The 26,467-nt window shown below is 71.3% G+C and carries 25 protein-coding genes and 1 pseudogene; 11 read left to right on the top strand and 15 right to left on the bottom strand.

Translation table 11 applies throughout. The features are described 5' to 3' along the window. Positions 1–7: 7 nt before the first annotated feature. On the bottom strand, positions 8–2,470 hold the full coding sequence (locus C9J87_RS09475) for an amidohydrolase family protein (protein WP_107705383.1): 2,463 nt from the start codon (positions 2,468–2,470) through the stop codon (positions 8–10). A 171-nt stretch (positions 2,471–2,641) separates the two neighbouring features. On the opposite strand from C9J87_RS09475, the gene C9J87_RS09470 reads away from it, so the two are divergent. From C9J87_RS09470 to C9J87_RS09460, 3 genes are all read left to right on the top strand, one after another. Continuing rightward, complete coding sequence (locus C9J87_RS09470; RefSeq protein ID WP_010834342.1) at positions 2,642–3,277, top strand: PAS and ANTAR domain-containing protein; 636 nt, start codon at positions 2,642–2,644, stop codon at positions 3,275–3,277. Positions 3,278–3,369: 92 nt separating this feature from the next. Then, complete coding sequence (locus C9J87_RS09465; protein WP_107705382.1) at positions 3,370–4,794, top strand: FAD-dependent oxidoreductase; 1,425 nt, start codon at positions 3,370–3,372, stop codon at positions 4,792–4,794. Between the two features lie 195 nt (positions 4,795–4,989). Then, positions 4,990–5,760 (top strand): SigB/SigF/SigG family RNA polymerase sigma factor, encoded by a 771-nt coding sequence (locus C9J87_RS09460; protein ID WP_010834340.1) that lies wholly within the window; start codon positions 4,990–4,992, stop codon positions 5,758–5,760. 372 nt (positions 5,761–6,132) lie between these two features. Here the strand turns inward: C9J87_RS09460 and C9J87_RS09455 are convergent, their stop codons facing one another. Together C9J87_RS09455 and C9J87_RS09450 are read right to left on the bottom strand one after the other, a co-directional pair. Continuing rightward, positions 6,133–6,903: an IclR family transcriptional regulator gene (locus C9J87_RS09455; RefSeq protein ID WP_107705381.1), complete on the bottom strand. Its 771-nt coding sequence runs from the start codon at positions 6,901–6,903 to the stop codon at positions 6,133–6,135. Positions 6,904–6,941: 38 nt separating this feature from the next. After that, a complete protein-coding gene (locus C9J87_RS09450; RefSeq protein ID WP_107705380.1) occupies positions 6,942–7,385 on the bottom strand; it encodes a hypothetical protein in 444 nt (147 codons plus the stop codon). A gap of 187 nt (positions 7,386–7,572) precedes the next feature. Here C9J87_RS09450 and hutH point away from each other — a divergent pair, with 187 nt between their 5' ends. The 4 genes from hutH (at position 7,573) to C9J87_RS09430 (ending at position 13,179) form a co-directional block, all read left to right on the top strand. Beyond that, positions 7,573–9,123 carry a histidine ammonia-lyase gene (gene hutH, locus C9J87_RS09445; RefSeq protein WP_107705422.1) on the top strand — a complete coding sequence of 517 codons (1,551 nt, stop codon included), beginning with the start codon at positions 7,573–7,575 and terminating at the stop codon, positions 9,121–9,123. Then, positions 9,120–10,790 carry a urocanate hydratase gene (hutU, locus tag C9J87_RS09440; protein ID WP_010834336.1) on the top strand — a complete coding sequence of 557 codons (1,671 nt, stop codon included), beginning with the start codon at positions 9,120–9,122 and terminating at the stop codon, positions 10,788–10,790. The genes hutH and hutU overlap by 4 nt, the downstream gene beginning before the upstream one ends. A 115-nt stretch (positions 10,791–10,905) precedes the next feature. After that, positions 10,906–12,030, top strand: a complete 1,125-nt coding sequence (locus C9J87_RS09435; protein WP_157953167.1) for a M14 family zinc carboxypeptidase — start codon at positions 10,906–10,908, stop codon at positions 12,028–12,030. Between the two features lie 132 nt (positions 12,031–12,162). Next, positions 12,163–13,179 carry a M48 family metallopeptidase gene (locus tag C9J87_RS09430; protein WP_010834334.1) on the top strand — a complete coding sequence of 339 codons (1,017 nt, stop codon included), beginning with the start codon at positions 12,163–12,165 and terminating at the stop codon, positions 13,177–13,179. 274 nt (positions 13,180–13,453) lie between these two features. On the opposite strand, the gene C9J87_RS19945 is transcribed toward C9J87_RS09430, so the two are convergent. The 3 genes from C9J87_RS19945 to C9J87_RS09420 form a co-directional block, all read right to left on the bottom strand. Then, the gene (locus C9J87_RS19945) at positions 13,454–13,597 is read right to left on the bottom strand and encodes a hypothetical protein (RefSeq protein ID WP_198652316.1); all 144 of its coding nucleotides are present in this window, start codon (positions 13,595–13,597) and stop codon (positions 13,454–13,456) included. A 168-nt stretch (positions 13,598–13,765) separates the two neighbouring features. After that, a complete protein-coding gene (locus tag C9J87_RS09425; RefSeq protein WP_107705378.1) occupies positions 13,766–15,055 on the bottom strand; it encodes an ABC transporter substrate-binding protein in 1,290 nt (429 codons plus the stop codon). A gap of 51 nt (positions 15,056–15,106) precedes the next feature. Then, a complete protein-coding gene (locus C9J87_RS09420) occupies positions 15,107–16,255 on the bottom strand; it encodes a branched-chain amino acid ABC transporter permease (protein ID WP_232820010.1) in 1,149 nt (382 codons plus the stop codon). 26 nt (positions 16,256–16,281) lie between these two features. Between C9J87_RS09420 and C9J87_RS20455 the strand changes: the two are divergent. Both C9J87_RS20455 and C9J87_RS20450 read left to right on the top strand, forming a co-directional pair. After that, positions 16,282–16,581: pseudogene (locus C9J87_RS20455) on the top strand (hypothetical protein); the annotation flags it as partial. 39 nt (positions 16,582–16,620) lie between these two features. After that, positions 16,621–16,932, top strand: a complete 312-nt coding sequence (locus C9J87_RS20450) for a PucR family transcriptional regulator (RefSeq protein ID WP_332871070.1) — start codon at positions 16,621–16,623, stop codon at positions 16,930–16,932. Positions 16,933–17,071: 139 nt separating this feature from the next. Here the strand turns inward: C9J87_RS20450 and C9J87_RS09410 are convergent, their stop codons facing one another. The 3 genes from C9J87_RS09410 to C9J87_RS09400 all read right to left on the bottom strand — a co-directional run bounded on the left by C9J87_RS09410 (position 17,072) and on the right by C9J87_RS09400 (position 19,680). Continuing rightward, complete coding sequence (locus C9J87_RS09410; RefSeq protein WP_107705376.1) at positions 17,072–17,947, bottom strand: HpcH/HpaI aldolase/citrate lyase family protein; 876 nt, start codon at positions 17,945–17,947, stop codon at positions 17,072–17,074. Then, positions 17,944–19,014: an HpcH/HpaI aldolase/citrate lyase family protein gene (locus C9J87_RS09405; RefSeq protein WP_010834329.1), complete on the bottom strand. Its 1,071-nt coding sequence runs from the start codon at positions 19,012–19,014 to the stop codon at positions 17,944–17,946. Before C9J87_RS09405 ends, C9J87_RS09410 begins: the two co-directional genes overlap by 4 nt. Positions 19,015–19,140: 126 nt before the next feature. After that, complete coding sequence (locus C9J87_RS09400; protein WP_107705375.1) at positions 19,141–19,680, bottom strand: DnaJ family domain-containing protein; 540 nt, start codon at positions 19,678–19,680, stop codon at positions 19,141–19,143. A gap of 64 nt (positions 19,681–19,744) precedes the next feature. Between C9J87_RS09400 and C9J87_RS09395 the strand changes: the two genes are divergently transcribed. Beyond that, entirely contained in the window at positions 19,745–20,413 is a 669-nt protein-coding gene (locus C9J87_RS09395; protein ID WP_107705374.1) for an MOSC domain-containing protein, read from the top strand. Here C9J87_RS09395 and C9J87_RS09390 read toward each other — a convergent pair. After that, entirely contained in the window at positions 20,406–21,182 is a 777-nt protein-coding gene (locus C9J87_RS09390; RefSeq protein ID WP_010834326.1) for an isocitrate lyase/PEP mutase family protein, read from the bottom strand. The genes C9J87_RS09395 and C9J87_RS09390 overlap by 8 nt on opposite strands. A 32-nt stretch (positions 21,183–21,214) precedes the next feature. Next, complete coding sequence (locus C9J87_RS09385) at positions 21,215–21,835, bottom strand: nitroreductase family protein (RefSeq protein WP_107705373.1); 621 nt, start codon at positions 21,833–21,835, stop codon at positions 21,215–21,217. Between the two features lie 25 nt (positions 21,836–21,860). On the opposite strand from C9J87_RS09385, the gene C9J87_RS09380 reads away from it, so the two are divergent. Beyond that, positions 21,861–22,970 carry a PLP-dependent cysteine synthase family protein gene (locus C9J87_RS09380; RefSeq protein WP_010834324.1) on the top strand — a complete coding sequence of 370 codons (1,110 nt, stop codon included), beginning with the start codon at positions 21,861–21,863 and terminating at the stop codon, positions 22,968–22,970. On the opposite strand, the gene C9J87_RS09375 is transcribed toward C9J87_RS09380, so the two are convergent. The 4 genes from C9J87_RS09375 to C9J87_RS09360 all read right to left on the bottom strand — a co-directional run bounded on the left by C9J87_RS09375 (position 22,919) and on the right by C9J87_RS09360 (position 26,421). Continuing rightward, positions 22,919–23,479 carry a hypothetical protein gene (locus C9J87_RS09375; RefSeq protein WP_107705372.1) on the bottom strand — a complete coding sequence of 187 codons (561 nt, stop codon included), beginning with the start codon at positions 23,477–23,479 and terminating at the stop codon, positions 22,919–22,921. The two genes, C9J87_RS09380 and C9J87_RS09375, sit on opposite strands and share 52 nt — an antisense overlap. After that, entirely contained in the window at positions 23,479–24,486 is a 1,008-nt protein-coding gene (locus C9J87_RS09370) for a hypothetical protein (RefSeq protein ID WP_107705371.1), read from the bottom strand. The genes C9J87_RS09375 and C9J87_RS09370 overlap by 1 nt, the downstream gene beginning before the upstream one ends. 79 nt (positions 24,487–24,565) lie before the next feature. Further along, positions 24,566–25,234 (bottom strand): response regulator, encoded by a 669-nt coding sequence (locus C9J87_RS09365; RefSeq protein ID WP_107705370.1) that lies wholly within the window; start codon positions 25,232–25,234, stop codon positions 24,566–24,568. Beyond that, positions 25,231–26,421 carry a sensor histidine kinase gene (locus C9J87_RS09360; protein ID WP_107705369.1) on the bottom strand — a complete coding sequence of 397 codons (1,191 nt, stop codon included), beginning with the start codon at positions 26,419–26,421 and terminating at the stop codon, positions 25,231–25,233. The genes C9J87_RS09365 and C9J87_RS09360 overlap by 4 nt, the downstream gene beginning before the upstream one ends. Positions 26,422–26,467 lie beyond the last annotated feature (46 nt).

Genomic DNA, 26,467 nt, shown 5'->3' with positions numbered 1-26,467 from the left:
CTGGTTGTCAGCTGGCGCACCGGATGCCGATCACGCGGCCGCGGGAGGAGAGGGTCACGGCCATCACGGCCTTCGCCTTCCCGGCGGTCCTGGCGCAGTAGGTGTAGCGGCTGCCGAGGCGCTCGTAAGGCTGGCCGACGCGGTCCATCAGGGCGCGCGTGGACAGCCCGACACGCGCTCGCCGGGTGAACGCGCGGACGGTCAGCCGGCTGCCCGGGTTGCGGCACGAGTCGGGGGCGACGCCCGTGGCCCGCTCCCACGTCTGCAGGTAGGCCTCCGCGCCGCGCCACATGTCGTCCTTGAGCGCGGCGCCATCCGCGCCCGCGACGTGGGCGGCGTCCTCGATCCAGTCGGGGTAGGCGCCGTACTGCGCGACGCCGTCGAGGTTGATGTCGAAGACCCGCTGGCCGGCACGCTGGCGGTCGATGCGCACCCCGCCCAGGCCACGGAACGGGTAGGTGACGGGGTCGGGCGCTGCGGCACCCCGGGGGCTGCCCTGCGCGCCGAGGCCGTTGATGTCGGCGCCGTACCCGAAGCCGAAGTAGAAGCGCTTGTCGGCCCAGCCGAGGTGACGTCGCCACTTCGCGACGAAGCCGGTCGAGTCTCCGGCGTACGGCGCGATGTAGCCACCGAGGCGATAGATCCGGGGATAGGCGTCGGGCGTGGACCAGGAGTGGCTCGACAGGACACCGGAGTAGGAGCGGTCCTCGAGCCGGTCGAGCAGGCTGTTGCGGGCCTTGACGCTCATGTGGTCGGGGTCGATGAGCATGTGCCGGTCGGCGAGGCTGTCGACGAGGTGCGCGCCGAGGTCGGTCAGGCCGCGGGCGTTGCAGTGCATGGGGGTGCCGTAGAGCGGGACCGCGCCCAGGTTGAGCAGCCCGCTCACCTGGCCGATGGCGCCGAACAGGGCGTCCTGCTGGCCCGCGCTGATGTCGGGCACCGCCAGCTGCGTGCGGTCGGCGCTCTCGCCGTCGGCGGGCGAGCAGTGCCGCATGTCCCAGAAGGTGCCGGTCTCGAGGAAGTTGGCCGCGTTGACCACGACCCCCGTCTCGCCCGGATCGCCCGCGATGCCGGACAGGGCGTTGTCGAACTTGTTGACCAGCTCCATCTGGCGCACCCCGAGGCGGTGCATCTCGTCGAGCTGCCGGTCGATGCCGGCCGGGTCGCACTGGTCGACGTCACCGGCCGGGAGCTTCTTGAACGTGCAGCCGAAGGGCACGCTCGTCTCGATCCCCATCACCACCGCCAGCTTGCCGGCGTTGATCACCCGGCGGGCCTGCCACGGCGAGCGGACGATTCGGTACCAGCCCTGTCCCGGGCCACCGTTCTGGGCGTCGATGTAGTCCTGAAGCTCGTACATCCGCTGGGCCTGGAGCCGCAGCGAGTCCATGTCGTCGCACGAGTTGCGCTTGAGCGGATAGAGCTCGCAGAGCTTGTTGTTCTCGACGAGCAGGTTGACGAAGATCCGCTGGCCGCCGCGCCAGGATCGCTCGAGCCACTTGTAGTAGGTGCCCTCGTGGGTCAGTGACTCGGGCGCCGGCCAGTCCTTGAAGGTCGGCCAGCCGACCGGGTCGTGCCCGGGCTTGCCGCCGAGCGCCGTCTCGAGCAGCGCGCCGTGACCGCCCGTCGCGCTGTGGTCGGGGCAGTCGACGAGGGCGTGCTCCGGGCCGTAGGCGTCCCACGGCTTGCCGCAGTGCACCGATCCGCCGAGGAACTCGAACGCCATGCCGTGGGTGTGCGCGTCGACGTAGCCCCGCACCTCCTGGAAGGGCGTGATGCCGGAGTGCGGGCGGCCGCTGACGTTGACCTGCGCCTCGGCGTACGCCGCGCAGCCGGTCGCCCTGCGGAGCGAGAAGACGACCTTCCCGGCGAGCGTCAGCGGGGTGCCGGCGTTGTTGAACCGCATGCGTCCGTCGCGTCCGCGCGCGGCCCACTCGGTGGCGGGCGAGGGTGCTGCCGCGCGGGTGCCGTCGGCGGCGAGGAATCGCTGGTCGCGGTCGATGAGGAGGTAGGTGCCGAGGGTCGTGGCACGGAAGCGGAGCGGCTCGCCTGCGCGAGTGAGGGTGTAGCAACCACCGGCCATCGCGAACCGGTCGGCGGGGACAGCGGTGCGCTTGCGAGTCGCCCGCACCGTCGTCAGCCTCGGGTCGCGGAGCCGGCGCTGGCTGGCGACGTGGGCGGCCGCCTCCCGCGCCTGGCGGGCGGAGGTCGGGTCCTGGGTGGCTGCCGACACCTCGCCGCCACGGGAGAGGGCGTTCTTGGTGGCGGGGTCGCCGTGGCTGTGGTCGTGCTCGTCGAGCGGTCCGTCGCCCGTCAGGCCGGCCGGTCGGGTCGCGTCGAATGTCGCCTGCGGGCTGCCGGTCCGCGTCAGCGTCTCCGCTGGCAGGGCGAGCGCGGCCGCGAGCAGCGCGAGCGAGGTCAGGGCGGCAGCGCCGAGACGGCGAGTCGATCGGGACCGGTCGGGTTCCACGGCATTTCCTCCTGGGGGCTTCACCCGGGTAACGACTCGACATTCGCGGAGATATGGAGTGGGCAAGACGTGTGTGCCCCGGGTCGCAACGCTATAGACTCATCACCGGTTGAACAGACAGCCGTTGCACGTACTTCATGCGACCCGCTCCGCGGTCGGAAAGTGGTGAGCATGGCTCTCGCACCTGCAGGTGCCGAGGCCTCGGGCAGTGTGTCCCGAACAGGCCGATTCTCCTACGATGTTGCAACGGACACGTGGGAGTGGGATGACGAGGTCTTCCTCATCCACGGGCTCGAACCCGGCTCCCGGGCAGCGACGACGGAGCTCTTCCTCGCCAGCAAGCACCCCGAGGACCGCGAGCGCGTCCGCGACGTGCTCAAGCGCGCCAGCCAGGACAGCATGGCCTTCAGCGTCTCCTACCGCCTGATGTGCGCGGACGGCCTCGAGCGCCGGGTCGTGCTGGCCGGCGAGAGCATGGTCGAGAACGGCCTGGGCACGGTCCAGGGCTACTACCTCGACCTGACCCGCGACTTCACCGAGGACGCGGAGGACGCCGTGCGCTCCGCGATCGAGGAGACGCTCGAGCACCGTGCCGTGATCGAGCAGGCCAAGGGCATCCTGATGCTGGTCTACGGCCTCGATGACCGCGCCGCGTTCGCGATGCTGCGCTGGTGGTCGCGCAACCGCAACGTCAAGGTCCGCGACCTCGCCCAGCGGCTGGTCACGACCGTGCGCGACGGAGAAGTCGTCGACACCGATGCGAAGACATCGGTCGATGCGCTGCTGCACGACATCTCGGCGGACTGACTGACCGCCGGCGCACGCCCGTCGCGCGACGAATGGTCGCGGGTCCACGGGGTACCGGATCGGGACCAGACATCCCGACCAGGAGGCGCCCGATGCCCGCAACCCCCGCCGACCACGGATCGCTCTGGCTCGACCGGCCACGGCCCGGCCCGGCCTCCGACCCGCTGCCGGAGGGCGGGGCCTTCGACGACATCGTGGTCGGCGCCGGGCTGACGGGTCTCGTCGTGGCTCTGCTGCTGGCGCGCGCCGGCCGGCACGTGGGCGTGATCGAGGCCCGGCATGCCGGCGCGGTCACCACCGGGAACACGACGGCCAAGGTCTCGCTGCTGCAGGGGACCAAGCTCTCCAGGCTGGCGCGCACCAGCTCCAAGGCGGTCAGCGCGGCGTACGTCGAGGCGAACCGTGAGGGCCAGGGATGGCTCCTGCGCTTCTGCGAGGACCACGGGGTCGACCACCAGCGTCGGGACGCCGTCACCTTCGCCCAGGCACGCGACGAGCTGCCGGCCGTGCGGGAGGAGCACGAGGCGGCGACGCGCCTGGGCCTGCCGGTGCGGTGGGTCGACCGGCTCGACGTGCCGTTCCCGCTGGTGGGTGCGACGGTCCTGCACGACCAGGCGCAGTTCGATCCGATGGACGTCATCGAGGCGCTGGTCGCCGAGCTGCGCGAGCACGGCGGCTCGCTGCACGAAGGGCGCCGGGTCGTCGGCGTCTCGAAGCTGGGCGCACCGGAGGTGACCCTGTCCGACGGGGTGCGACTGCGGGCAGCCAACATCGTGCTCGCGACCGGTACCCCGATCCTCGACCGAGGTCTCTACTTCGCCAAGCTCGAGCCCAACCGCTCCTACGCGCTTGCCTTCGACTCGGTGACGCCACCCGAGTCGATGTTCCTCTCCGCGGGCCAGCCGTCCGTGTCGATCCGCGAGGCCGTGACCCGTCACGGGTCCCACCTGGTCGTCGGCGGTCACGGTCACGTCGTCGGCCGCACTCGCTCGGAGCAGGAGCACGTCGGGGCCCTGCGCGACTGGACCGCCGAGCACTTCCCGGGCGCACGCGAGACCCACCGCTCGTCGGCCCAGGACTACGCCTCGCACGACGGCATCCCGCAGGTGGGCACGATGCCGCGTGGGCGCGGACACGTGTTCGTGGCCACCGGCTTCGACAAGTGGGGAATGACCAACGCCGTCGCGGCGGCGCGCACCATCTCCGGCGAGATCCTCGGCGCCCCGCCGAGCTGGGCCACGCCCCTGCACCACCGGATCACGGGACCCCGCGGAGCGGCCAGGCTGGCCGGCTTCAACGCCGGCGTGGTCGAGGCCGCGATCCGGTCGCTCCCGACGCTTCCGGGCAAGCTGGCCGCCTCCGACGAGGTGGTCCCGGTCTGCACCCACCTGGGTGGCTGCCTGCACTGGAACGACGCGGAGGAGACGTGGGACTGCCCGCTGCACGGGTCGCGCTTCGCCGCCGACGGCGCCGTCCTGGAGGGTCCGGCCACCCGGTCGCTGCGCCGGCGCCGGTGACGCGCCTGCGCGGCGCCGTACGTCGAGGATCGGCTCGCCTCCGGGTTGCAAAATCTTCCCGAACAGGGCAGGTTGATAGTGCTGCAGTTGTGGCCCAAACCCCTGCCACGCCGTCGAGACTCTTCGAGGATCGTCATGGCTCACAGCGCACTTGTCACTACTCCTGCAAACCCTGAGTCGGGCCGTCTTGCCCGCATGGAGCGCACCAATCGGGTGCTTCGCATCGCTCAGGAACACCACGGCTGCGAACGGCAGTCACTGCTCAACGAGGCCATCCAGCTCAACGTCCCCGTGGCGCTCTCCATCGCGCGTCGCTTCGGCAACAGGGGCGAGTCGCTGGAGGACCTCGAACAGGTCGCCTGCCTGGGTCTGGCGAAGGCCGTACGCCGCTACGACCCGAGCCGGGTGGACGACTTCTTGTCCTATGCCGTCCCGTCCATCACGGGCGAGATCAAGCGCTACTTCCGCGACTCTGCCTGGACGGTGCGCCCACCGCGTCGCATCCAGGAGCTCCAGGGCGAGATGTGGCCGGCCATCCAGACCCTCACCCAGAGGCTCGGCCGCACTCCGAACGCGAGCGAGATCGCCGAGGAGCTCGGTCGCGACGTGGATGACGTCAGCGAGGCGCTGGCGTGCGACGGCTGCTTCTCGCCCACCTCCCTCGACAGCCAGGTCGCGGGGAGCGACGGCTACAGCCTGGTGGACCACCTGGGGGAGGAGGACCGCGGGCTGGAGCGGGTGGAGGCGTTGACCATGGTCGCGCAGGCCTGCAAGGGATTGGCGCCCCGTGATCGCCGCATCCTCTACCTCCGCTTCATCAAGGACCTGACCCAGGAGCAGATCGGGGCGGAGCTCGGCATCACCCAGACCCAGGTCTCGCGCCTGATCTCCAGGATCATCGGTCAGCTGCGGGACAACCTCGAGCCGCCCGGTCCCGACCGGTGGCGCGACCTGCAAGCGGGCTGAGCCGGTCGCGACGGCCCCCGAGGCAGGGTCTTGGACCTCGGGGGCCTTCGAGATCGGATGCCGCGGCAGCCGACGTCGCACTGGGGGGGGTACCCACTCCGCCCGGGGCGACACGTCTTGTGGTCGAAGTTCTTGCCCACCGGGAAGTTGTTACCCGACCGTGGAGGGGAGGTGACCGACCTGTGGGCGGTTCCTTGGGAGTCTGGGCATGTTCGGAACTGCGTCCGGCACACACCCCGGACGTGATCGATCCGACCTGGATCCGGGGGGGTCCACGTCTGGCTCAGCCAGTCGTAGCTCGGTCGGATCGCGAGATCATCCGACCCGGCCGGCCTGCTCCCTCCTGAGGGTGAGCGGTCGGCCGTTCTCGTCTCAGCCGCCGAGCCGTCGCGACAGCGCGGCGGCCAGGGTGCGTACGCCGACGGCTGCCGCGTCAGTCGCCGTGCCGTGCGGGAAGGTGAGCGCGACCGCGGCGACCGGGAAGGTGAGCGCGACCGCGGCGACGGGGTGGGCGTTGTGGTCGAGCACGGGCGCGGCCACGCTCGCCAGGCCCGCGGTGACCTCGCCGTCCTCCACGGCGTGGCCGCGTTGCCGGGCCTCGCTCAGCACGGTCCGCAGCGCGACCAGCGAGGTCGGTCCGGTGCCGACGCGGTCCACGAAGGCGCTGCGGTCGGGATAGAGCGCCCGCACCTGGTTGCTGGGCAGCGCCATCAAGATGGCGCGCCCGCTCGCCGTCAGGTGGGCCGGCAGGCGGACGCCGACGTCGGTGACCAGCGGCGGGCGGCCCGGGGCGCGCTCCTCGAGGACGTAGAGCACGTCGCGCCCGTGCAGGACGGCCAGGTGTCCGCCGTACCCCGTCCTGTCGACGAGGGCGGCGAGCGGCCGGCGCGCGATGCGCTGCAGCGGCTCCTGGCGGGCGAAGCCGCTGCCGACCTCGAAGGCCGCGAGGCCCAGGCCGTAGCGGCGCTCGTCCTCGAGGTGCACCACGAAGCCCTCGGCGATCATCGCGTTGATGAGGTGGTAGGCCGTGCTGCGCGGCAGGTCGCAGGCCCTCGAGATCCGGTCGAGGGCGACCGGGTCGGGCTGGCTGGCGAGGAACCGCAGCACCCGCAGGGCGCGGGTGGCTGCGGGGACCTGGCTCATGTCCGGACATCCTGCCGGACATGAGCCCCCGGCGCTGGTCAGGCGCGGTGGATGCCGCCGTCGGTGTCCCCGTCGGTGTCCCCGTCGGTCGTCCGGCGGGGCGGGCCGCTGGGGTCGGCCACCTCGGGGGAGTAGTCAGTGGACTTGTGGTCGACCTTCGGGTCGAGCCGGTCGGCGGCGCGGATCTGGTCCTCGTGGCGGGCCCGTTCCTGCTCGGCCTCGATCCGCGCGGCAGCCGCCTGGTCCTCAGCGCGCTGGGCCTCGAGGCGCTTGTGCTCGGCCTCCGCCTCGGCGCGCTCGGCACGGGCGCTGGTGTCGGGCAGGCCGGCGGCGGAGGCGTCCGCCTTGTGGCGCAGCTGATCCGCCCGCGCATGGTTGTCAGCCAGGCTCTTCTTGCGCATCGAACCCACGACCAGTCCGATCAGGACCAGTGCGGCCACCGCGATCACGACGATCCAGATGATCTGGGACGTGGTCATCATCGACTCCCTTCTCTGCGCGACCGCCTGATCGGCGTCGCGTCTCCTTGCACCGTAGGCACACGCGCCGACGCCCGACCACCTCCTCAGGGCGGGGCCCGGCGTCCCCGGCCGAGTATGTCTCGGATCTGAGACGGGTCGCCGGTCACCATGGGTGGTGCGCGCGTGGCTGCGGGAGTTGGATGACGTCATGTCCCCCACCACGGTCACCGTCGGCACCGGTCCTGTCTCCTTCGCCGACGTCGTCGCAGTCACGCGCGACGGCGCCCCCGTCTCCATCGGCGAGGACGCGCTCGCGGCCATCGACCGGGCCCGCGCCGTCGTCGACGAGCTGGCGTCGGCCGCGACCCCGGCCTACGGCATCTCCACCGGGTTCGGGGCGCTGGCCACCCGCCACATCCCGACCGAGATGCGCGCCCAGCTGCAGAAGTCGCTGGTCCGCTCGCACGCCGCCGGCTCCGGTCCCGAGGTCGAGCGCGAGGTGACGCGCGGGCTGATGCTGCTGCGGCTCTCGACGCTGGCGACGGGGCACACCGGCGTACGCCGCGAGACGGCCCAGCTCCTCGCCGACCTCCTCACCCACGGCATCACCCCGGTGGTGCGCGAGTACGGCTCGCTGGGCTGCTCGGGCGACCTCGCCCCGCTGTCCCACTGTGCGCTCGCCCTGATGGGCGAGGGTGAGGTCCGCGACGCGGCCGGGACCCTGATGCCGGCCGCCGAGGCGCTGGCCGCGGCCGGACTGACGCCGGTCGAGCTGGCCGCCAAGGAAGGGCTCGCGCTCATCAACGGCACCGACGGCATGCTGGGCATGCTCGTCATGGCCATCGAGGACCTGCGGATGCTGCTCAGGACCGCCGACGTCGCGGCCGCCATGAGCGTCGAGGGGCAGCTCGGCACCGACCGCGTCTTCGCCCCCGAGCTCCAGGCGATCCGGCCGCACCCCGGCCAGGCCCTGTCCGCCGCCAACCTGGTGGCGCTGATGGCTGACTCCGGGATCGTCGCCTCGCACCGGACCGGAGACTGCAACCGCGTGCAGGACGCCTACTCCCTGCGCTGCTCGCCGCAGGTCCACGGCGCTGCGCGCGACACGGTGGAGTACGCCGCCGCGGTGGCCGGCCGCGAGCTGTCCTCGGCCGTCGACAACCCGGTCGTGCTGGCCGAGGAGAGCCGCGTCGAGTCCAACGGCAACTTCCACGGCGCGCCGGTGGCCTACGTCCTCGACTTCCTGGCGATCGTCGCCGCCGACGTGGCCTCGATCAGCGAGCGGCGCACGGACCGCTTCCTCGACAAGACCCGCAGCCACGGGCTCAACGCCTTCCTCGCCGACGACCCGGGCGTCGACTCGGGCCACATGATCGCGCAGTACACCCAGGCCGCGATTGTCTCCGAGCTCAAGCGGCTCGCCGTCCCCGCCTCGGTCGACTCGATCCCCTCCAGCGCCATGCAGGAGGACCACGTCTCGATGGGCTGGTCGGCCGCGCGCAAGCTGCGCCGCTCCGTCGACGGGCTCACCCGCGTCGTCGCCATCGAGGTGCTCACGGCGGCCCGCGCGCTCGACATGCGCGCGCCCCTGGTCCCGTCGCCGGCCACCGCCGCTGTCGTCGGGGCGCTCCGCGCCGCCGGCATCCAGGGCCCCGGACCCGACCGCCACCTCTCACCCGAGATCGAGGCAGCCGTCTCGCTCGTCGCCTCCGGCGCGGTGCTCGCCGCTGCCCAGTCAGTGATCGGAGAACTCGCATGAACGACTCCACCAACCCCCGCCTGCCCATCCACGCCGCCACCGGCACCGAGCTGACAGCGAAGTCCTGGCAGACGGAGGCCCCGCTGCGGATGCTGATGAACAACCTCGACCCGGCCAACGCCGAGCGGCCCGAGGACCTCGTCGTCTACGGCGGCACCGGCAAGGCCGCGCGCAGCTGGGAGGCCTACGACGCGCTCGTGCGCACGCTGCGCGACCTCGAGGACGACGAGACGATGCTCGTGCAGTCCGGCAAGCCGGTCGGTGTCATGCGCACCCACGAGTGGGCGCCGCGCGTGCTGATCGCCAACTCCAACCTCGTCGGCGACTGGGCCAACTGGGAGGAGTTCCGCCGCCTCGAGGACCTCGGGCTCACGATGTACGGCCAGATGACCGCCGGCTCGTGGATCTACATCGGCACCCAGGGGATCCTGCAGGGGACGTTCGAGACGTTCGCCGCCATCGCCGACCTCCGCTTCGACGGCACGCTCGCCGGGACGATCACCCTGACCGCCGGCCTCGGCGGCATGGGCGGCGCCCAGCCGCTCGCCGTCACCATGAACGACGGCGTCGCGATCTGCATCGAGTGCGACCAGTCGCGCATCGAGCGCCGGATCGAGCACCGCTACCTCGACGTCCAGGCCGACTCGCTCGAGCACGCCGTGCAGCTCGCGACCGAGGCCCGCGACGCGAAGAAGGCGCTGTCCATCGGCGTGCTCGGCAACGCCGCCGAGATGGTGCCGGCGCTGCTCGAGCAGGGCGCGCCGATCGACATCGTCACCGACCAGACGTCGGCGCACGACCCGCTGTTCTACCTCCCCGTCGGGGTGCCGTTCGAGGAGTGGCAGGCCCAGCGCGAGGCCGACCCGGTCGGCTTCACCAAGGCCGCACAGGACTCGATGGCCGCCCACGTCCGCGCGATGGTCGGCTTCATGGACGCCGGCGCCGAGGTCTTCGACTACGGCAACTCGATCCGCGACGAGGCCCGCAAGGGCGGCTTCGACCGCGCCTTCGACTTCCCGGGCTTCGTGCCGGCCTACATCCGGCCCCTCTTCTGCGAGGGCAAGGGCCCGTTCCGCTGGGCCGCGCTCTCCGGCGACCCGGCCGACATCGCCGCGACCGACAAGGCGATCCTCGAGCTCTTCCCCGACAACGAGCGCCTGCACAAGTGGATCAAGATGGCCGGGGAGCGCGTCGCCTTCCAGGGCCTGCCCGCCCGCATCTGCTGGCTGGGCCAGGGAGAGCGCCACCTCGCCGGGTTGAAGTTCAACGAGATGGTGGCCTCGGGCGAGCTCAAGGCCCCGGTCGTCATCGGTCGCGACCACCTCGACTGCGGGTCCGTCGCATCGCCGTACCGCGAGACCGAGGCGATGAAGGACGGCTCCGACGCCATCGCCGACTGGGCGCTGCTCAACGCGCTGGTCAACACCGCCTCTGGTGCGTCGTGGGTCTCGATCCACCACGGCGGCGGCGTCGGCATGGGCCGCTCCATCCACGCCGGCCAGGTCTGCGTCGCCGACGGCACCGACCTGGCCGCGCAGAAGATCGAGCGCGTGCTGACCAACGATCCCGGCATGGGCGTCATCCGGCACGTCGACGCGGGCTACGAGCGCGCCGTCGAGGTCGCGGCCGAGCGCGACGTACGCATCCCGATGTCCGAGGGCCGCTAGGCCCGAGCTTGCTCGGGACTGGCTGAGGCCGCAGAGGTTACTCACGGGGAGGCGTTGACACCCTCCTGGGCCGGTGCATGGATGGATGAGGTCACCTACTCGGAGGGAACCCACCATGGCCATCGCCCGTTCGCTCGTCGCCGTCCTCAGCGCGACGCTCCTGCCCCTCGGTCTCGCACTCGCCGCTCCTGCCGGCGCCGACCCGGATACCGTTCCCGGTGGGCCGTGGCCCGGGCAGGAGAACACGAATGCGATCCACGGCTACGACGAGCTGTGGAAGACCCTGCAGACGATCGAGGGCCGGGCGCAGGGCGCCTTCGACCTCGCGCCCGCCCCACTGACGTCCAACACCGGACGGGAGATCCCGGTCGTGACGATCGGTGACGGCCCCACCCCGGTGATGTTCATCGCCAACCAGCACGGTGACGAGTACGTCGTGAGCGAAGGCATGTTGTCGGTGATCCAGTCGCTCAGCGGTGGCTCGGCGCACGCCCAGGCGGTCCGGGGCGCGCTGACCCTGACGATCGTGCCGCGGGTCAACGTCGACGGCTTCGACGCGGAGGTGACCGACCTGTCGGGCCGCACCACCCCGTGGCGGCAGAACTACGACACCGCGTGCCCGGCGTTCTGCGAGTTCTACGCGGCCGGACGCGGCTACGACATCAACCGCTACCACTCCTACTCCGCGAGCGCCTACGACCACCCCTACGCGCCGGGCCCGGACGCCGACAACCCGGTGCCGGAGGCCATCGCGATGCGCCTGCTCTGGGACGAGCGGCAGCCCGAGGTCGTCGTGGACTTCCACCACCAGGGGACCTACGTCGACGACGACGGCCGGATGATCACCGGCTCGATCATGTGGCCCAACGCGGAGGCCGAAGCGGCTCGTCTCGGCATCTCGGAGGAGTTCGCCGAGACCGTCGTCAGGTCGAAGCAGGCCGCGTCGCAGATGGTGACCGCGCTGGACGGCAAGGGGTACGCCAACATCACCCGCTACCCGAGCACCGAATTCCCGGGCATCGCCCGCAACGCATACGGACTGCTCGGCTCGGCGTCGGTGCTCTACGAGGCGCGCGGCGGCATCGGCTCGGCGTCCAACGGCTACCTCGCCCAGCAGACGGCGGTGGCCGCCCAGGCGGTGGTCGACGCCGCGGCCGACGGCTCGCTGTGGACCTCGAGCACCGCTCCGGCCGACGGCTTGCGCGAGCGGGGGCCCTCGGTCCAGGACCCGCACGAGTGACCCCGACTCGCTGAGCCCGGCGGGCGGTGGGGAACGAGGACGGGCGGGGCGGCGCCGTACGCCCTGATCCGGTTCCCCAGCCGTTCACCTCGATCTCCTGCCGGGCAGGGATCGCCGTGCAAGCATCCCGCCATGGCCAAGAACGTGACCAAGTCCCGTGTCCGGCTCGCCGGCGTCAGCTCACGGGCCTGGGAGCACCCCGCGGATCGCGGCGCCCTGGTCGCGCTGCGCAAGCTCAAGGGCTTCGACACCGTCCTCAAGACGCTGTCCGGACTCATCAACGAGCGGCAGTGGCGCCTGCTGCTGCTCGGCTCGGCCGTGCGCGTCGACGAGCGCCAGTTCCCGCGGCTCAACCAGCTGCTCGCCGACGTGGGCGCGACCCTCGACGCGGTCGAGCTGCCCGAGCTCTACGTCCGGGCCAATCCCGGCTTCCAGGCCGAGACCATCGGCATGAACAAGCCCGTCATCGTCCTCAACTCCGGCCTGATCGACCTGCTGGACGACGAGGAGCTGCGCTTCGTGATCGGCCACGAGCTCGGCCACGCACTGAGCGGTCACAACGTCTACCGGACGCTGCTGCTGCGATTGATGGGGATGAGCGGAATCTTCTACGCACTCCCCGGCGGTGCGCTCGGGCTGCGAGCGATCATCGCCGCGCTCATGGAGTGGTCGCGCAAGTCAGAGCTGTCCGCCGACCGCGCGGGCCTGCTGGCCACCCAGGACCCGGCCGTCGCCACCCGCGTCCACATGAAGCTCGCCAGCGGTGGGCACCTCGACGACCTCGACATCACGTCGTTCTTCGCGCAGGCCTCGGAGTACGAGGAGACCGAGGACCTGCGTGACTCGGTGCTCAAGCTGTTCCTGGTCGAAGGTCAGTCGCACCCGTTCAACGTGGTCCGGGCGAGCGAGCTGCGCCGCTGGACCGAGTCCGGCGACTACACCGCGATCCTGCACGGCACCTACGCGCGCCGGGAGGACGACGCCGACGCGAAGGTCAGCGACGCCGCCCAGGCCGCGGCGCAGAGCTATTCGGTGTCCTTCGCCCGGACCCAGGACACGCTCGGGCGCCTGGTCCACGACGTCGCCGGGTTCATGGGCTCGGCGAAGCTCTGGATCGACGAGAAGTTCGGATCCCGCGGGACCGAGTAGTCACGACGCCCGGCCCTGAGGCTGCTCGGTCTGGCCCTGTCCGCGCTCCGTGCCGGTCGAGACGTGAGCTTGCCCCGGCACGCCGACGGCCCCCGCGAGAGCTCGCGGGGGCCGTCGTGCTGCTCTGGTCCGCCCCGCGTCCTCCGGGGGGAACGGTGCCAAGGCCACGTCGTCGGGTGAGAGGACCTGGCTGGATCACCGCTCGGGGAGGGCGAGGGGCGGCGTCAGAAGTTCGGGCAGGCACACGACCTGCCCGACGTCCGGAGGTCGGCGCCTAGAAGACCCGGCGGCTGGTGCCGCCGATCGGCACGAAGTTGAGGATCAGGCCGACGACGAGCAAGATCGCGCCGATCGTGGTGAGAATCGAGATCTTTGCGACGAGACCGACGATCAGAAGAATCAGGCCAAGTACGACCATGGTGTTGCCTCCTTTGTCCGCTTCACCTTGAAGCGACCTCTTACGTTGCCCGATAGTCGAACAGGTGTCCACACCGCTAGGGGTGGATTCGGTGGGCTCTCACACGCAAGAAACAGGGCCCGCGTCATCGACGCGGGCCCTGCCTGTTCTTCGGTCGTACGACGATGCTCAGCCCTCGAAGCAGGACCCCGTGAACTCGTGCGCCTCGGCGGTCGGACCAGCGAAGAAGTCCTGGACGATGGAGATGCCCGCGGGCGCCTTCTTGTCCACCTTGCTGATCACGCTCTGGCGGAAGACCGTGTCGTTGGGCTCGCCGACGAAGTTGCCGGCCTCCTCAGGCAGCATGCCTTCGTAGTCGACCGTCTCCAGCTCGCTGACGGCCTCGAGCAGACCCTCACGGCTCTTGTCGTAGTCGCCCTCCAGCCACGCCTCCAGCGCGGCCTTCATCGGGTAGGACCAGGCCCAGCCGGAGGTGTAGCCGTCGTTGGGGGACACGCCGTCACCCAGCGCCTCACGCATGGCAGCGTGACCATCGGTCTCGGTGCCGAAGGAGCCCCAGTAGCCGGACTGCAGGTAGAGCGCCTCGAGCGCGGGCGCCGCGGCCGACTCGAGCAGGGCGGGGTTCCACGTCGGGCCGAGGCCGATGAACTGGCCGGTGAAGCCCTGGGCGGCGGCCTGGCCCACGATGACGGCCGTCTCGGTCGGGCCGGTGCCGATGATCACCAGGTCGGGCTTGCCCTTGACGATGGCGCTGATGGCGCCGGACTGCGCCTCCTGGCCGGGACCGGTCTCGACGTTGGTGTACTCCAGGCCGTTGGCCTCGGCCGCGATCTTCGCGCCGGCGGCACCGTCGCCACCGAAGTCGCCGGGGAAGCCGACGGACATGACGCTCTTGATGTCCTTCTGCTCCACCATGTAGTCGACGTTGTTCATCGCCTCGAAGCAGTAGTTCGTGCCGGACTCGAGGATATTGTCCTCGAACTCCCACAACGACGTCCACGACGCGGGTGCGCCGACGACCGACTCGTTCTCCAGGTCGCCCAGGATCGCCAGGGTGGTCGGAGAGCCGAGGGTCTGCGCGAGCCCGAGGACGTCGCCCTCGATCTCGCCGTAGACCTGCTTGTGGGTCTCGGGGCTGTAGAGGTTGTCCTTGACGTACTTGGTGACGTCGATGTCGTAGCCACCGATGCCGCCGTCCTCGTTGACGCGCTGCCAGAACGCCTTCTGCGACTCGGTGATCGGCACCCCCAACGGGGCGAACGGGCCGGCCGTGAGGTCGGAGATCGAGCCGAGGTAGATGCAGCCGTTGTCGGCGTTGACCGCATCGGGACACGCTTCACTCGACACACCGGGCGCGCTGATCGCCCCGTCGCCTTCCTCCGCGCCTCCGCCACGGCAGCCCGTGGCGAGCAATGCAAGTGCCGCAAGCAGCACTACTCCTGACTTGTGCACCTTCATCGGGCGCCTCCTTGTTGGGGGGTGGTGATGGGTTTGTGACCTGACCGGACCTCAGTAGCTGAACGGCCAGCCCTTCCAGTAGTTGCGGATGCGGATCCAGATCCCGAAGAGGCCGCGTGGTTCGAACAGCAGGAAGCCGACGATCAGGAGGCCGTAGAGGATGGACTGCAACTGGAAGATGTTGGGGGTGTCGGTGACCTGGCTGCTGATGAACGGCAGGTAGTTGGGCAGCTCGCGGGTCAGCGTCGGCAGCATCGAGATGAACAGCGCACCCATCAGCGCGCCGCTCACCGTCCCGGCGCCGCCGATGAGGACCATCGCGATGAACTGCACCGACAGCAGCAGGTTGAACGACGCCGGGTCGAAGAAGCCGGTGATCATGAAGATCAGCGCGCCGCTGCACCCGGCATAGAACGACGAGATCGCGAACGCGAGCGTCTTGGTGCGGGGCAGGTTGATCGCCATCATCTCGGCCGCCATGTCGCGGTCGCGGACGGCCATGAAGGAGCGGCCGATCTTGGACCGGGCGATGTTGCGGGCAGCGAGCGCGAAGACCAGCAGCAGGACGAAGAGCAGCAGGTAGAGGTTCTGCTCCTCGGTGAACAGCGAGGTGTCCTCGTTGAAGTGATAGCCGAAGAGCTCGGGGGTGGCGGCCTCGCGGCCGACGCCGGCTCCGCCGGTGAGGTCGCTCCACTCGCGGAAGATGTGCTCCCCGATGAAGACGAGGCCGAGGGTCACGATCGCGAGGTAGAGCCCGCGCAGCCGGGTGGCCAGCGGTGCGACCACGACACCGGCGATGGCGGCCGCGATGCCCGCAGCGGGCAGCCAGACCAGCATCGAGGTGATCCCGAAGCCGATGGTGCGTCCCTCCGGGTCACCCGAGATCGCGGAGGCCGTGTAGGCGCCGACGCCGAGGAAGAACGCGTGCCCCAGCGACACCTGGCCGGCCAGGCCGGTGACGATGTTGAGCCCGAGCGCCCCGATGCCGAAGGCGAACGCCATGGCGAGCGTCTGCAGCGTCGGGTCGGAGACGCCGAAGGGGATCAGCAGCGCGACCAGGATGATGACGCCGACCCAGATCTGCTTGGGGCGGGTGTTGAAGAGCGAGAGCTCCTGGGCGTAGGACCGGTAGAAGGTCGGCCGGCCGCGCAGCGGTCGGGTCCTCTCCGGCAGGGCAGGGCCCGTCGTGAGCGTGTTCATACGCGCCGTACCTCCGCAGTGCCGAAGCGGCCGGGCTCGAGGAGGACGCCGACCTGGTCGTGGTGGTGGCCTGCCTCGGTGACCAGGGTGCCGATGTCGGACCGGTGCGGGGCTGCCTCGCCGCCGCGTCGCCGGGGCTCGTGGTCGCTCGCCAGGACGGCGTGGTGGCAGTGCTGCCGGTGGCCGAGGGCTCGACCGACCGGGTGATCGCCGCGGTCCGCAAGGCGCTGTCGACGATGGCGGCTCGCGACGTGTGGCCGAGCGTCGGGGTCAGCGGCATCCACTCCGGCTGGCTCTCGGTGCCCGCGGCCTACGACGAGGCGACCCACGCCCGCAGGTCCCTGTCCGGGTCGCCGGGGCTGCGGATGATCGAGCAGATGTCGACCCTGGACTTCCTGGTGCAGTCCCAGGGCGAGGACGGTGCCCGGCTGGTGAAGCCGGCCATCCGGGCCTTCCTGGCCGAGGACCTGGAGTCCAACGGCGTCTTCGTGGCGACGCTGAAGGCCTACATCGCGGCCAACCTCAACGCGAAGGAGGCCGCGTTGACGCTGATGGTGCACCCCAACACGGTCTACTACCGCCTCGAGCGGATCGCCGAGCGCACCGGCTGCGACGTCCGCCGCGTCGACGAGCTGATCGACCTGTTGCTGGCCGTCCGGCTGGTCCGGGGCGACTGATGGTGGCTTGAGCGTCCATATGGACGCTCAAGCCACGGCATTCGGCGCGACAACCGTCCAGATGCCAGCTGGGGCCTGCAGGACCACGACCGGCTCGGTCGCCTCCGTCAGTCCGTACGCCGCCATGAGCGCGAGTCCGTCAGGAAGCCGTCTGCAGCGACTCGATCGCGTCGTGGATCGACAACGTGCGCTGGGCCGACTCGACATGGAGGTTCTCCACCATCCGCCCGTTGTAGGTGACGACGCCGGTGGTGCGGTTGTCCCACGCCTCGAGGATGCCGCGGGCGTCCTCGACGGCCTGCTCGCTGGGCGCGAACGCGGTGTTGGCGCCCTCGACCTGGCCGGGGTGGATCAGCGTCTTGCCGTCGAAGCCCATCTGGCGGCCCTGCTCGCACTCGGCGAGGAAGCCGTCGATGTCCTTCACGTCGTTGTAGACGCCGTCGATGATGACGATGCCGGCAGCGCGGGCGGCCAGCAGCGCCAGACCTAGGCCGGTGATGACCGGCTGGCGGCCGGGGACGTGCTCGGCGTAGAGCTCCTTGACCAGGTCGTTGGTGCCCATGACGAAGCCGGTCAGGCGGGGCGAGGCCTGCGCGATCGAGAGCGCGTTGAGCATCCCGATCGGGGTCTCGACCATCGCCCACAGTGACGTCTTCTCGGGCGCCCCGGCGGCCTCCAGTGCGGCGACGAGCTGGTGGACCTCCTCGGCGGAGTTGACCTTGGGGACCAGCACCACGTCAGGACCGGCGGCCGCTGCCGCGGCGATGTCCGCGTCGTGCCACTCGGTGCCGATGCCGTTGACCCGGATGATCAGCTCGCGGGCGCCGTACGCCCCGGACTGCACCGCGGCAGCGGCCGCCGCGCGGGCGTCGACCTTCGCGTCGGGGGCGACTGCGTCCTCGAGGTCGAAGATGATGCCGTCGACGGGGAGGGTCTTGGCCTTCTCCAGTGCCTTGGCGTTGGAGCTCGGCATGTAGAGGACCGAGCGGCGGGGGCGGAACGTCGTGTCACTCATGCGTGGGCCTCGATCTGGATCGCGTCGTACTGCGCCTTGAGCACGGGGTCGATGGCGGCCAGCTGGTCGGCGAGCTCGACCATGACCAGGCACTGCTTGAGGGAGGCGTCGTCCTCCATCTTGCCGTCGAGCATCACGGCGCCGGTGCCGTCGCCCATGGCGGCGACCACGCGACGGGCGTGGGTGATGTCCTCGACGCTGGGGGCGAAGACGCGGTTGGCGATCTCGATCTGCTTGGGGTGCAGGCTCCAGGTGCCGACGCAGCCGAGCAGGAAGGCGTTGCGGAACTGGTCCTCGCACGCGGTCACGTCGGCGATGTCACCGAAGGGGCCGTAGTAGGGGTAGATGCCGTGCATCGCGCAGGCGTCGACCATGCGGGAGATCGTGTAGTGCCACAGGTCCTGCTGGTAGGTGGGGCGACGGGCCTCGGGCTGGTCGGGGTTGGGGTCCTCGCGGACGAGGTAGCCGGGGTGGCCGCCGCCGACGCGGGTGGTCTTCATCCGGCGGTCGGCAGCCAGGTCGGCGGGGCCGAGCGAGAGGCCCTGCATGCGCGGCGAGGCGCCGCAGATCTCCTCGACGTTGGCGACGCCGCGCGCGGTCTCGAGGATCGCGTGCACGAGGATCGGGCGGGTCAGGCCGGCCTTGGCCTCGAGCTGGGCGAGGATCCGGTCGATGTAGTGGATGTCCTCGGCGCCCTGCACCTTCGGGACCATGATCACGTCGAGCTTGTCGCCGATCTCGGCGACGAGGGTCGTCAGGTCGTCGAGCACCCACGGGCTGTCGAGCGCGTTGATCCGGGTCCAGAGCTGGGTCGGACCGAAGTCCGTCTCCTTCGCGATCCGGACGAGGCCGGCGCGCGCTGCTTCCTTGTTGTCGGCCTTGACGGCGTCCTCGAGGTTGCCGAGGAGGACGTCGACGGTGCCGACCATCTGCGGGATCTTGGCGGCCATCTTCTCGTTCGACGGATCGAAGAAGTGGATCGCGCGGCTCGGTCGAGCGGGGATCTCGGTGACGGGCTGGGGGGCGCCCACGGCGAGCGGGCGGAAGAAGTCCTTGCTTGAACGCATGGGCGCGAACTTACCGAAATGCCGCGCCGTCCGGTTATGACGGATCCCACGCGAGACGCCGGAGCGTGATCGTCCGTCATACCGAAGGGCACCTGTTGGTGCGGCTCGGTATGACGGATCGGGGGCTCAGGATCGGCGGCGGAAGGAGCCGCGTCGTCGGGGCGGTGCGGGCTCGACCTTGGCCGCCACCGCCGCGCGCTGGGCCTCGCGCCGCGCCGTACGCCGATCGCGCCACGCCGCCAGGGTCTCCTCGACGTCGCGCGGCATCGTGATCAGCGGTGGCCCGTCGACGGGGGTGTAGCGCGCCTTGAGCACCCGCGCATTGAACTCCTCGACCTCTCGCCGCGCCTCCGACTCCGCCGTGATCGCGTCGAGTCGCGCGTCGAGCTCGGCGTCGTCCTTGCGCAGCGCCAGTGCGGGCGGCAGCACGCTGATCCGCTCGCGCTCGACGAGCTTCTTGAGCCACCAGTCCGGGTCGTGCTCGCCGCCCAGGTCCTTGATCGGCTTGCCCGCGCCGGGCAGGTTGTCGAAGTCGCCGCGCTCCATGGCGACCCGCAGCTGCTGCTCGACCCACTGCGTCTGGTGGTGGACGCGCGCGGCCGCCGCGGTCTCCTTCGAGCGCTTCGCGCGCTCGGCCTCGTCGTGGTCGTGCTGCCGGTCGTCCATGGGCTCCTCCTGCACCCACGATAAATCGGCGCGCCAACGACCGCATCGCGCCTAGGGTCGCGCCATGTCCTCCGTGCTCTCCGTCAACGTCGGCGCACCGGCCCCGCGCCGCGGGAAGTCGACGCCGACCGGGATCGGCAAGCTGCCCGTCGAGCGCATCGACGTCACCGACCCCGGTCCCAAGCGACGCGGGCCGAACGGCCAGGGCTTCTCGGGGGTCGCCGGCGACTTCGTCGGCAACGGTCGCCACCACGGAGGCAGCGAGCAGGCGGTCTACGCGGTCGCGCGCGAGGAGCTCGACCACTGGGCACTCGAGCTGGGACGAGACCTGCCCGACGGCATGTTCGGCGAGAACATCACGACCCTCGGCCTCGACGTCGATTCCGCGGAGTACGGCGACGTGTGGGCCATCGGCAGTGCGGTGCTGCGCGTCAGCGCACCCCGCGTGCCGTGCGCGACCTTCGCGAGCACGATGGGTGAGCCGGGGTGGATCAGGCGGTTCGCCCGGCGGGGCCGGGCCGGGACCTACCTGGCGGTGGTGTCCCCGGGCACGATCCGCCCGGGCGACCCGATCGCCCTGGAGCCGTCCTACTCCGGGCTCCGCATCACCCACCTGTTGCAGGCCTGGCTGGGCGACGTGTCGCAGATGCGGGAGGCCCTGGCCCACGACCACCTCGACGACGAGAGCCGCGGCCACTTCACCCGCGCGCTGGCCGCGCGCGAGGTCAGTTGAGCTGACGCATCGTGGCGGGCACGCCGCCACCCCGCTGCACTTCCTCGACGAGCTCCTGCAAGGCGGTGAGCGCGACGCGCTGCGACATCGGGCCGTGGGAGACGCGGGCGACGCCGAGCTCCTGCTGGCGCTCGAGCGAGGGGCTGCCGGGGATGGCGATCGTGGTCAGGCGCTGCGGGCCGAAGGCGTCGACGAGAGTGACGATCTCCTCCTCGGTGAGGACCGCCGGCACGAAGACCACGGGCGCGCCGGCGTCGATGAAGGCCTTGCCGCGCGCGACCGCGTCGGCGAGCACCTCGCCACGATCACGGTCGCGACCCTTCACGAACGCGTCGGTGCGGGCGTTGAGCACGAAGTCGGGCACGCCCTCGGCAGCAGCCGCGGCCATCACGGCCTCGACCTGCGCGGCGGCCTCGGCCAGCGGCTTCATCTGGTCCTCGAGGTTGGCCCCGACGACGCCGACGCCGATCGCGCGCCGGATGGTGTCGGGCGCGTCGCCGTACCCTCCCTCGAGGTCAGCGGAGACGGGCAGGTCGGTGGTCTCGACGATCCGGCGGCACATGTCGATCATCTCCTCGACCGGGATCTTCTCCCCATCGGGATAACCGAGCGTGGCGGCGATCGAGTGGCTGGCGGTGGCGAGGGCCTGGGTGCCCGGGGTCTCGGCGACGACCTTGGCGGTGATCGCGTCCCAGACGTTGACGACGGTCAGCAGTTCGGGTGCCTGGTGCAGGGCGAGGAGGTCAGAAGCGCGCGCGGCAGTGGTCATGCCTGTCATCAAAGCAGGGCGACCCCAGCCGGTCACGAGGAGAAGCGGCCCCGATGGACGACGCCGGAGCGGCGCGGGCGGCGGGCCGGCGAGCCGGGCGAACCGGTGTCGTCCGCCCGGTGACCGACCGTGATCGCGCCGACGGGCTTGAGGTTGGGGGGTACGTCGAAGGCGGCTCGGAAGGCGTCGATCCGTGCGCCGGGGACCCCGAAGAAGCAGGCGCCCAGGCCCTCGTCGACCGCGGTCTGGAGGATCAGGAGGGAGGCCATCGCGACGTCCATGTGCCAGTAGGGGACGGGCCAGTCGGGCGTGCGCTTGTCGGCCTCGGCGTAGCGGTCGAGGTAGGCGCCCTTGTCCGACATCGGCACGATCACGACCGGCGCGGTGCGCATGCCGTCGAGCCACGTGGTGGGTTTCGAGACGGGACTCCGTCCCTCCTCAACCGTCGGGGGAGCCTCCGGAGACGTCGCGGTCCAGAACAGGTCCACGTCGGCCGGGGTGTCGAGGACGAGGAACGCCCAGCCCTGGGTGAAGCCCGCGCTGGGCCCGCGGGTGGCGTTGGCGAGGAGCCGGTCCACCGACTCGGGGGCCACCGGCCGGTCGGCATAGCGACGCACCATCCGCCGTCGGCGTACGACCTCTTGGAACTCCACGGCGCAACTGTGGCACGCTCCGACCATGACCGGGTCCGTGGAGAGATTGCTGGAGGTCGACCAGTCGGGGCACGCCGACCGTGGCTGGGTGATCGAGGCTGTCCGCAGGCTGAAGGCGGACCAGCAGCGCTCCGCCGACACCCACCTGCACGCCGTGCGGATCCCGGCGCTGCCCGGCATCGACCTCTACCTCAAGGACGAGTCGACGCACCCGACCGGATCGCTCAAGCACCGGCTGGCGCGGTCGCTGTTCCTCTACGGGCTCTGCGGCGGCCTGATCAAGGAGGGCACGCACGTCATCGAGGCGTCGTCGGGGTCGACGGCGGTCAGCGAGGCCTACTTCGCCCACCTGCTCGGCCTGCCGTTCACGGCCGTCATGGCGAAGTCGACGTCGCCGTCGAAGATCGCGCTGATCGAGCGCGAGGGCGGCCGCTGCGTGCTGGTCGACGACCCGGCGGAGGTCTACGACACCGCGCGCAACCTCGCGCAGGAGACCGGCGGTCACTACCTCGACCAGTTCACCTATGCCGAGCGGGCGACCGACTGGCGCGGCAACAACAACATCGCCGAGTCGATCTTCGAGCAGCTCGGGATGGAGCGGTTCCCGGCGCCGACGTGGGTCGTGGTCGGTGCCGGCACCGGGGGCACCTCGGCGACGATCGGGCGCTACGTCCGCTACCGCGGCCTCGACACCCGCCTGTGCGTGGTCGACCCCGAGAACTCCGCCTTCCTCGCCGCCTTCCGCGACCCCGGCTGTGGCGAGACCACCTGTGGCTCGCGGATCGAGGGCATCGGGCGGCCGCGTGCCGAGCCGTCCTTCCTGCCCGACGTCGTCGACCGGCTGGTGCGCGTCCCCGACGCCGCGTCCGTGGCGGCCGCCCACTTCCTGCGGGCCCGCACCGGCCAGCTCGCGGGGCCGTCGACCGGGACTGCGCTCTATGCCGCGACCAAGCTGGCCTGCGACATGCACGCCGCCGGTGAGTCCGGCTCGATCGTGACCCTGCTCTGCGACGACGGGGTGCGCTACCTCGACACCTACTTCTCGGATGCCTGGGTCACCGAGCAGGGCTGGGACCTCGCGCCCTACCTCTCCGTCCTCGGCACCGCCTGGGACGACGGGACCTGGACGGGCTGAGCCGTCTGCTCGCTCAGTCGCCTGAACGTCAGCAGCTGCTTGCGCATCATCACCAGGTCGCCCCAGGCGAGCAGGAACGCCCGGACGCGGCCGAGACCGTGCCGCGGGGTCAGGAAGATGTCGCAGCGCAAGGTCGTCCCGCCGACCCGCGGCACCGCTTGGTAGGTGCACACCAGCGGCCCGAACGCCCGGACCGGTCCCGGGTCCGTGAGCGTCAGCTCCAGCACCCGGTCGGGGACGATCGCGGTCACGGTGAAGATGTCCATCATCGCCGTACCGACCCTCACGTCGAGGCCCTCGACGAGGTGCCGCGGGCTGCGGCGTCCCCAGTTGTCGAGCAGGTCATAGGAGTACGGCGCCAGCTGCATCTGAAGCAGCCAGCGGAACACCACCTCCGGGGCTGCCTCGACCGACACCGAGCGGACCAGGTGGGGGCCGTCGTAGGTCGGCGGTGCCGTCGGCGCGAGCGATGCGCCGAGGTCGCCCCAGGTCCACGGGAGGTGGCGCATCACCGCTCACCCACCCGGCGGGCGGCGTAGGCGAGTCCGGCCACGGCCAGCGCGACGCCCCACAGCGGCCAGAAGAGCTCCGGCACCCAGGCGGCCCAATCGGCCTCGTTGCCCGGGATGTCGGTGATCTGGCCGGTCCACATCAGCCGCCAGAACGCGAGCCCCGCGGAGAAGACGACGGCTCCGACGAACACCGACGGCAGCAGCGCCAGCCGCACCGGCACCGGGCGCCCGCCGATGACCGGCAGCCACGACCAGAAGACCTCGCCCCAGCGCATCACCAGGCCCGCGGTCAGCACGCAGCCGACGAGCGCCGCGAGCCCCAGTCCCAGCCCGGCGAACTTGCCGTCGCCGAGCTCGACGAGGAACTCGTCGCGCACACCGAACGGGATTCCGAGGGCCCAGGCGATGCGGGTGAGGGCATAGAAGGCGGGTACGGCGACGGCGACCGCCACCGCCCAGCGGCACACCCGCGCTGCGGTCGCGACCGGCCAGCCCGGACGGTCGGTGGTCCCGCGCAGGGCAGCGACGCCGGTGAGCACGAGCGCCAGCCCGCCGACGGACTCACCGACGGAGGCGAGCGCCGGCACCAGGACGTCCGTGGCGACCTCGTCGACCGGGCCGACCCCGACGAGGCCGAGCAGCAGCATCGGCAGGTAGCCCAGGAAGGTGAGCGAGCGCGCGTCGGCGAGGACGAGGGCGGTGACGAGGCCAGTCGCCACGAGCAGGGACCCGGCGACGCGCGGGGACCGCGACCGGAGCGCTAGTCCGACCAGGCCGAGCGCCCCGAGCGCGACGATGAGGACCGAGACGTCGGAGGAGGACAGCGAGCCGAGGACCGACGCCTCGGTCGGCACCCAGGGCGCCCCGGTGTCGCGCACGAGATGGAGGACGGCGAGGCCGAGGTAGGCGACCGACCAGAGGCCGGCCAGCCAGGGACTGAGACTGGCGGCGCGGGGACCGGCGGGCGTGGAACGGATCGTGTGGTGGGTCTGCAGGATGGTCATGACGCCACGCTGTCGCGTCGCGCAGCGGCGTACCTCCACCTGCGGTCGCGCTCTCCTCATCCTCCAGGATGAGATCGGCTCAGGCGTCGCCCGGACGCACGAGGCCCGACTCGTAGGCCAGCACCACCGCCTGCACGCGGTCGCGGAGGCCGAGCTTGGCCAGCACGTGGCCGACGTGGGTCTTCACCGTCGCCTCCGAGAGGTGCATGCGCCGGGCGATCTCGGCGTTGGTGTCGCCGGTGGCGATCTCGCGCAAGGTGTCGGCCTCGCGCGGGGTCAGCTTCGCGAGCACCTCCGCCGAGCCGTCGCCCTCGGCGCGCGAGGTCGCGACGTGCTCGATCAGCCGCCGGGTGGTGGAGGGCGCGACGACGCCGTGGCCGGCGTGCACGGTGCGGATCGCCTCCACGATCTCCTCGGCGCGGGCGTCCTTCAGCAGGAACCCGCTGGCGCCGGCGCGGATCGCGGGGAAGGCGTATTCGTCGAGGTCGAAGGTCGTGAGCGCCACGATCCGGGTGTCGGGCAGCTCGGCGGTGATCTGGGCCGTCGCCGCGATGCCGTCGAGGCGCGGCATCCGCAGGTCCATCAGCACGACGTCGACGCGGCGAGAGCGCACCACCTCCAGCGCCGCGATGCCGTCGGCCGCCTCGCCGACGAGCCGCAGGTCGGGCTGGGACTCGACCATCATCCGCAGCGCCGTGCGCATCAGCTCCTGGTCATCGACGATGACGACGCGGATCTCCTCACTCACGCGGGAATCCTCGCGCTCACGCGCCAGCCGCCGTCGACCGGCCCGGCGACCAGCGAGCCACCGACCGCCTCGATGCGTTCGCGCATGCCGACGAGGCCGCGGCCCTGACCGTCTCCTGCCGGCGGACTGTCGTCGTCGTTGCTGATGGTGATCCCCAGGCCGGTCGGCTCCCACGCCAGGGCGACGGTGGCGGTCGAGTCGCGCGGCGCGTGCTTGACGACGTTGGTGAGTGCCTCCTGGACGACGCGGTACGCCGCCAGCTCCCGCAGCACCGGGAGGCGCAGCGGCTCCCCGGTGGTCGCGAGGTCGACCCGCAGCCCGGCGGCGCGCACCTGCTCGACGAGGTCCGGCAGGTCGGCCAGCGTCGGCTGGGGCGGGGCGGGCGAGGAGTCGTCGCGCAGGACGCCGAGCAGGCCGCGCATCTCGGCCAGGGCCTCGCGGCCGGAGGTCGCGATCGACGTCAGGATCTCCGGCGCGCGCTCCGGGCTGGCGGCCACGGCCATCCGGCCGCCCTCGGCCTGGGCCACCATCACCGCGAGGGAGTGGGCGACGACGTCGTGCATCTCGCGGGCGATCCGCCGTCGCTCGTCGGCCGCGCCCCGGTCGGCGAGCGCGCCGATCCAGGCGATCCGGGTCGCGCGGTAGCGGCCCAGCGCCCACGCGGCCGCCGTCCCGCCGAGCACGGAGACGGTCAGGAACAGCCGCCACACCCACATCGCCGACACGGGCAGCACGAACTCTGAGTCCCACAACCGCACGACCGTCAGCAGGCAGCCGACGAGGGTGACGCCGAGGGCGATGGTCGGCCACGGCTGCGCCGCGTGCGCGGCCACCGCATAGAGGAGGACGAAGAACACCAGGCACGTCGGCAGCAGCACCGGGGCGTACTCACCACCCGCCTGCACCGCCGTCGGGCCGCCCAGGTCGGGGCCGGCCACCAGTGCCAGCATCGCCAGACCGCCCACGGCGAAGGCCTCGCGCGGCCACCGGTGCGCCACCGCGACGAGCGCGTGCAGCACGCACAGGGCAGCGAGGAGCACGACCGTCCACGCGCTGCCGGTGTCGCCTTCGCGCACCGAGGTGAGTCCGACCGGCAGCAGGAGGAACGCGAGCAGCACCGCCAGCCCCACCTGCAGGGCGTCGCCGAGCCAGTGCGGACCGGGGGACGCGGGCTCGGCGGTGGTCACGTGCGCCAACCTAGCCCCGTGGTCAACGGGTTGACGTCTCGGATCT

Origin of the sequence: Nocardioides allogilvus (genome assembly GCF_003047285.1) — a bacterium.
In the GTDB taxonomy this organism is placed as follows: Bacteria; Actinomycetota; Actinomycetes; order Propionibacteriales; family Nocardioidaceae; genus Nocardioides; species Nocardioides allogilvus.
The sequence above is the reverse complement of the archived record's forward strand: the minus strand, read 5'-3'. Positions and strand labels throughout refer to the sequence as shown.

Excerpts from the sequence above, each read along its gene's own strand:
- C9J87_RS09380 (WP_010834324.1), top strand. The coding sequence starts at position 21,861 with ATGACCGGGTCCGTGGAGAGATTGCTGGAGGTCGACCAGTCGGGGCAC.
- hutH (WP_107705422.1), top strand. The coding sequence starts at position 7,573 with ATGTCCCCCACCACGGTCACCGTCGGCACCGGTCCTGTCTCCTTCGCC.
- C9J87_RS09370 (WP_107705371.1), bottom strand. The coding sequence starts at position 24,486 with ATGACCATCCTGCAGACCCACCACACGATCCGTTCCACGCCCGCCGGT.
- C9J87_RS09390 (WP_010834326.1), bottom strand. The coding sequence starts at position 21,182 with ATGACCACTGCCGCGCGCGCTTCTGACCTCCTCGCCCTGCACCAGGCA.
- C9J87_RS09395 (WP_107705374.1), top strand. The coding sequence starts at position 19,745 with ATGTCCTCCGTGCTCTCCGTCAACGTCGGCGCACCGGCCCCGCGCCGC.
- C9J87_RS09375 (WP_107705372.1), bottom strand. The coding sequence starts at position 23,479 with ATGCGCCACCTCCCGTGGACCTGGGGCGACCTCGGCGCATCGCTCGCG.
- C9J87_RS09470 (WP_010834342.1), top strand. The coding sequence starts at position 2,642 with ATGGCTCTCGCACCTGCAGGTGCCGAGGCCTCGGGCAGTGTGTCCCGA.
- C9J87_RS09400 (WP_107705375.1), bottom strand. The coding sequence starts at position 19,680 with ATGGACGACCGGCAGCACGACCACGACGAGGCCGAGCGCGCGAAGCGC.
- C9J87_RS20450 (WP_332871070.1), top strand. The coding sequence starts at position 16,621 with ATGATCGAGCAGATGTCGACCCTGGACTTCCTGGTGCAGTCCCAGGGC.
- C9J87_RS09450 (WP_107705380.1), bottom strand. The coding sequence starts at position 7,385 with ATGATGACCACGTCCCAGATCATCTGGATCGTCGTGATCGCGGTGGCC.
- C9J87_RS09455 (WP_107705381.1), bottom strand. The coding sequence starts at position 6,903 with ATGAGCCAGGTCCCCGCAGCCACCCGCGCCCTGCGGGTGCTGCGGTTC.
- C9J87_RS19945 (WP_198652316.1), bottom strand. The coding sequence starts at position 13,597 with ATGGTCGTACTTGGCCTGATTCTTCTGATCGTCGGTCTCGTCGCAAAG.
- C9J87_RS09465 (WP_107705382.1), top strand. The coding sequence starts at position 3,370 with ATGCCCGCAACCCCCGCCGACCACGGATCGCTCTGGCTCGACCGGCCA.
- hutU (WP_010834336.1), top strand. The coding sequence starts at position 9,120 with ATGAACGACTCCACCAACCCCCGCCTGCCCATCCACGCCGCCACCGGC.
- C9J87_RS09405 (WP_010834329.1), bottom strand. The coding sequence starts at position 19,014 with ATGCGTTCAAGCAAGGACTTCTTCCGCCCGCTCGCCGTGGGCGCCCCC.
- C9J87_RS09430 (WP_010834334.1), top strand. The coding sequence starts at position 12,163 with ATGGCCAAGAACGTGACCAAGTCCCGTGTCCGGCTCGCCGGCGTCAGC.
- C9J87_RS09435 (WP_157953167.1), top strand. The coding sequence starts at position 10,906 with ATGGCCATCGCCCGTTCGCTCGTCGCCGTCCTCAGCGCGACGCTCCTG.
- C9J87_RS09410 (WP_107705376.1), bottom strand. The coding sequence starts at position 17,947 with ATGAGTGACACGACGTTCCGCCCCCGCCGCTCGGTCCTCTACATGCCG.
- C9J87_RS09425 (WP_107705378.1), bottom strand. The coding sequence starts at position 15,055 with ATGAAGGTGCACAAGTCAGGAGTAGTGCTGCTTGCGGCACTTGCATTG.
- C9J87_RS09420 (WP_232820010.1), bottom strand. The coding sequence starts at position 16,255 with ATGAACACGCTCACGACGGGCCCTGCCCTGCCGGAGAGGACCCGACCG.
- C9J87_RS09460 (WP_010834340.1), top strand. The coding sequence starts at position 4,990 with ATGGAGCGCACCAATCGGGTGCTTCGCATCGCTCAGGAACACCACGGC.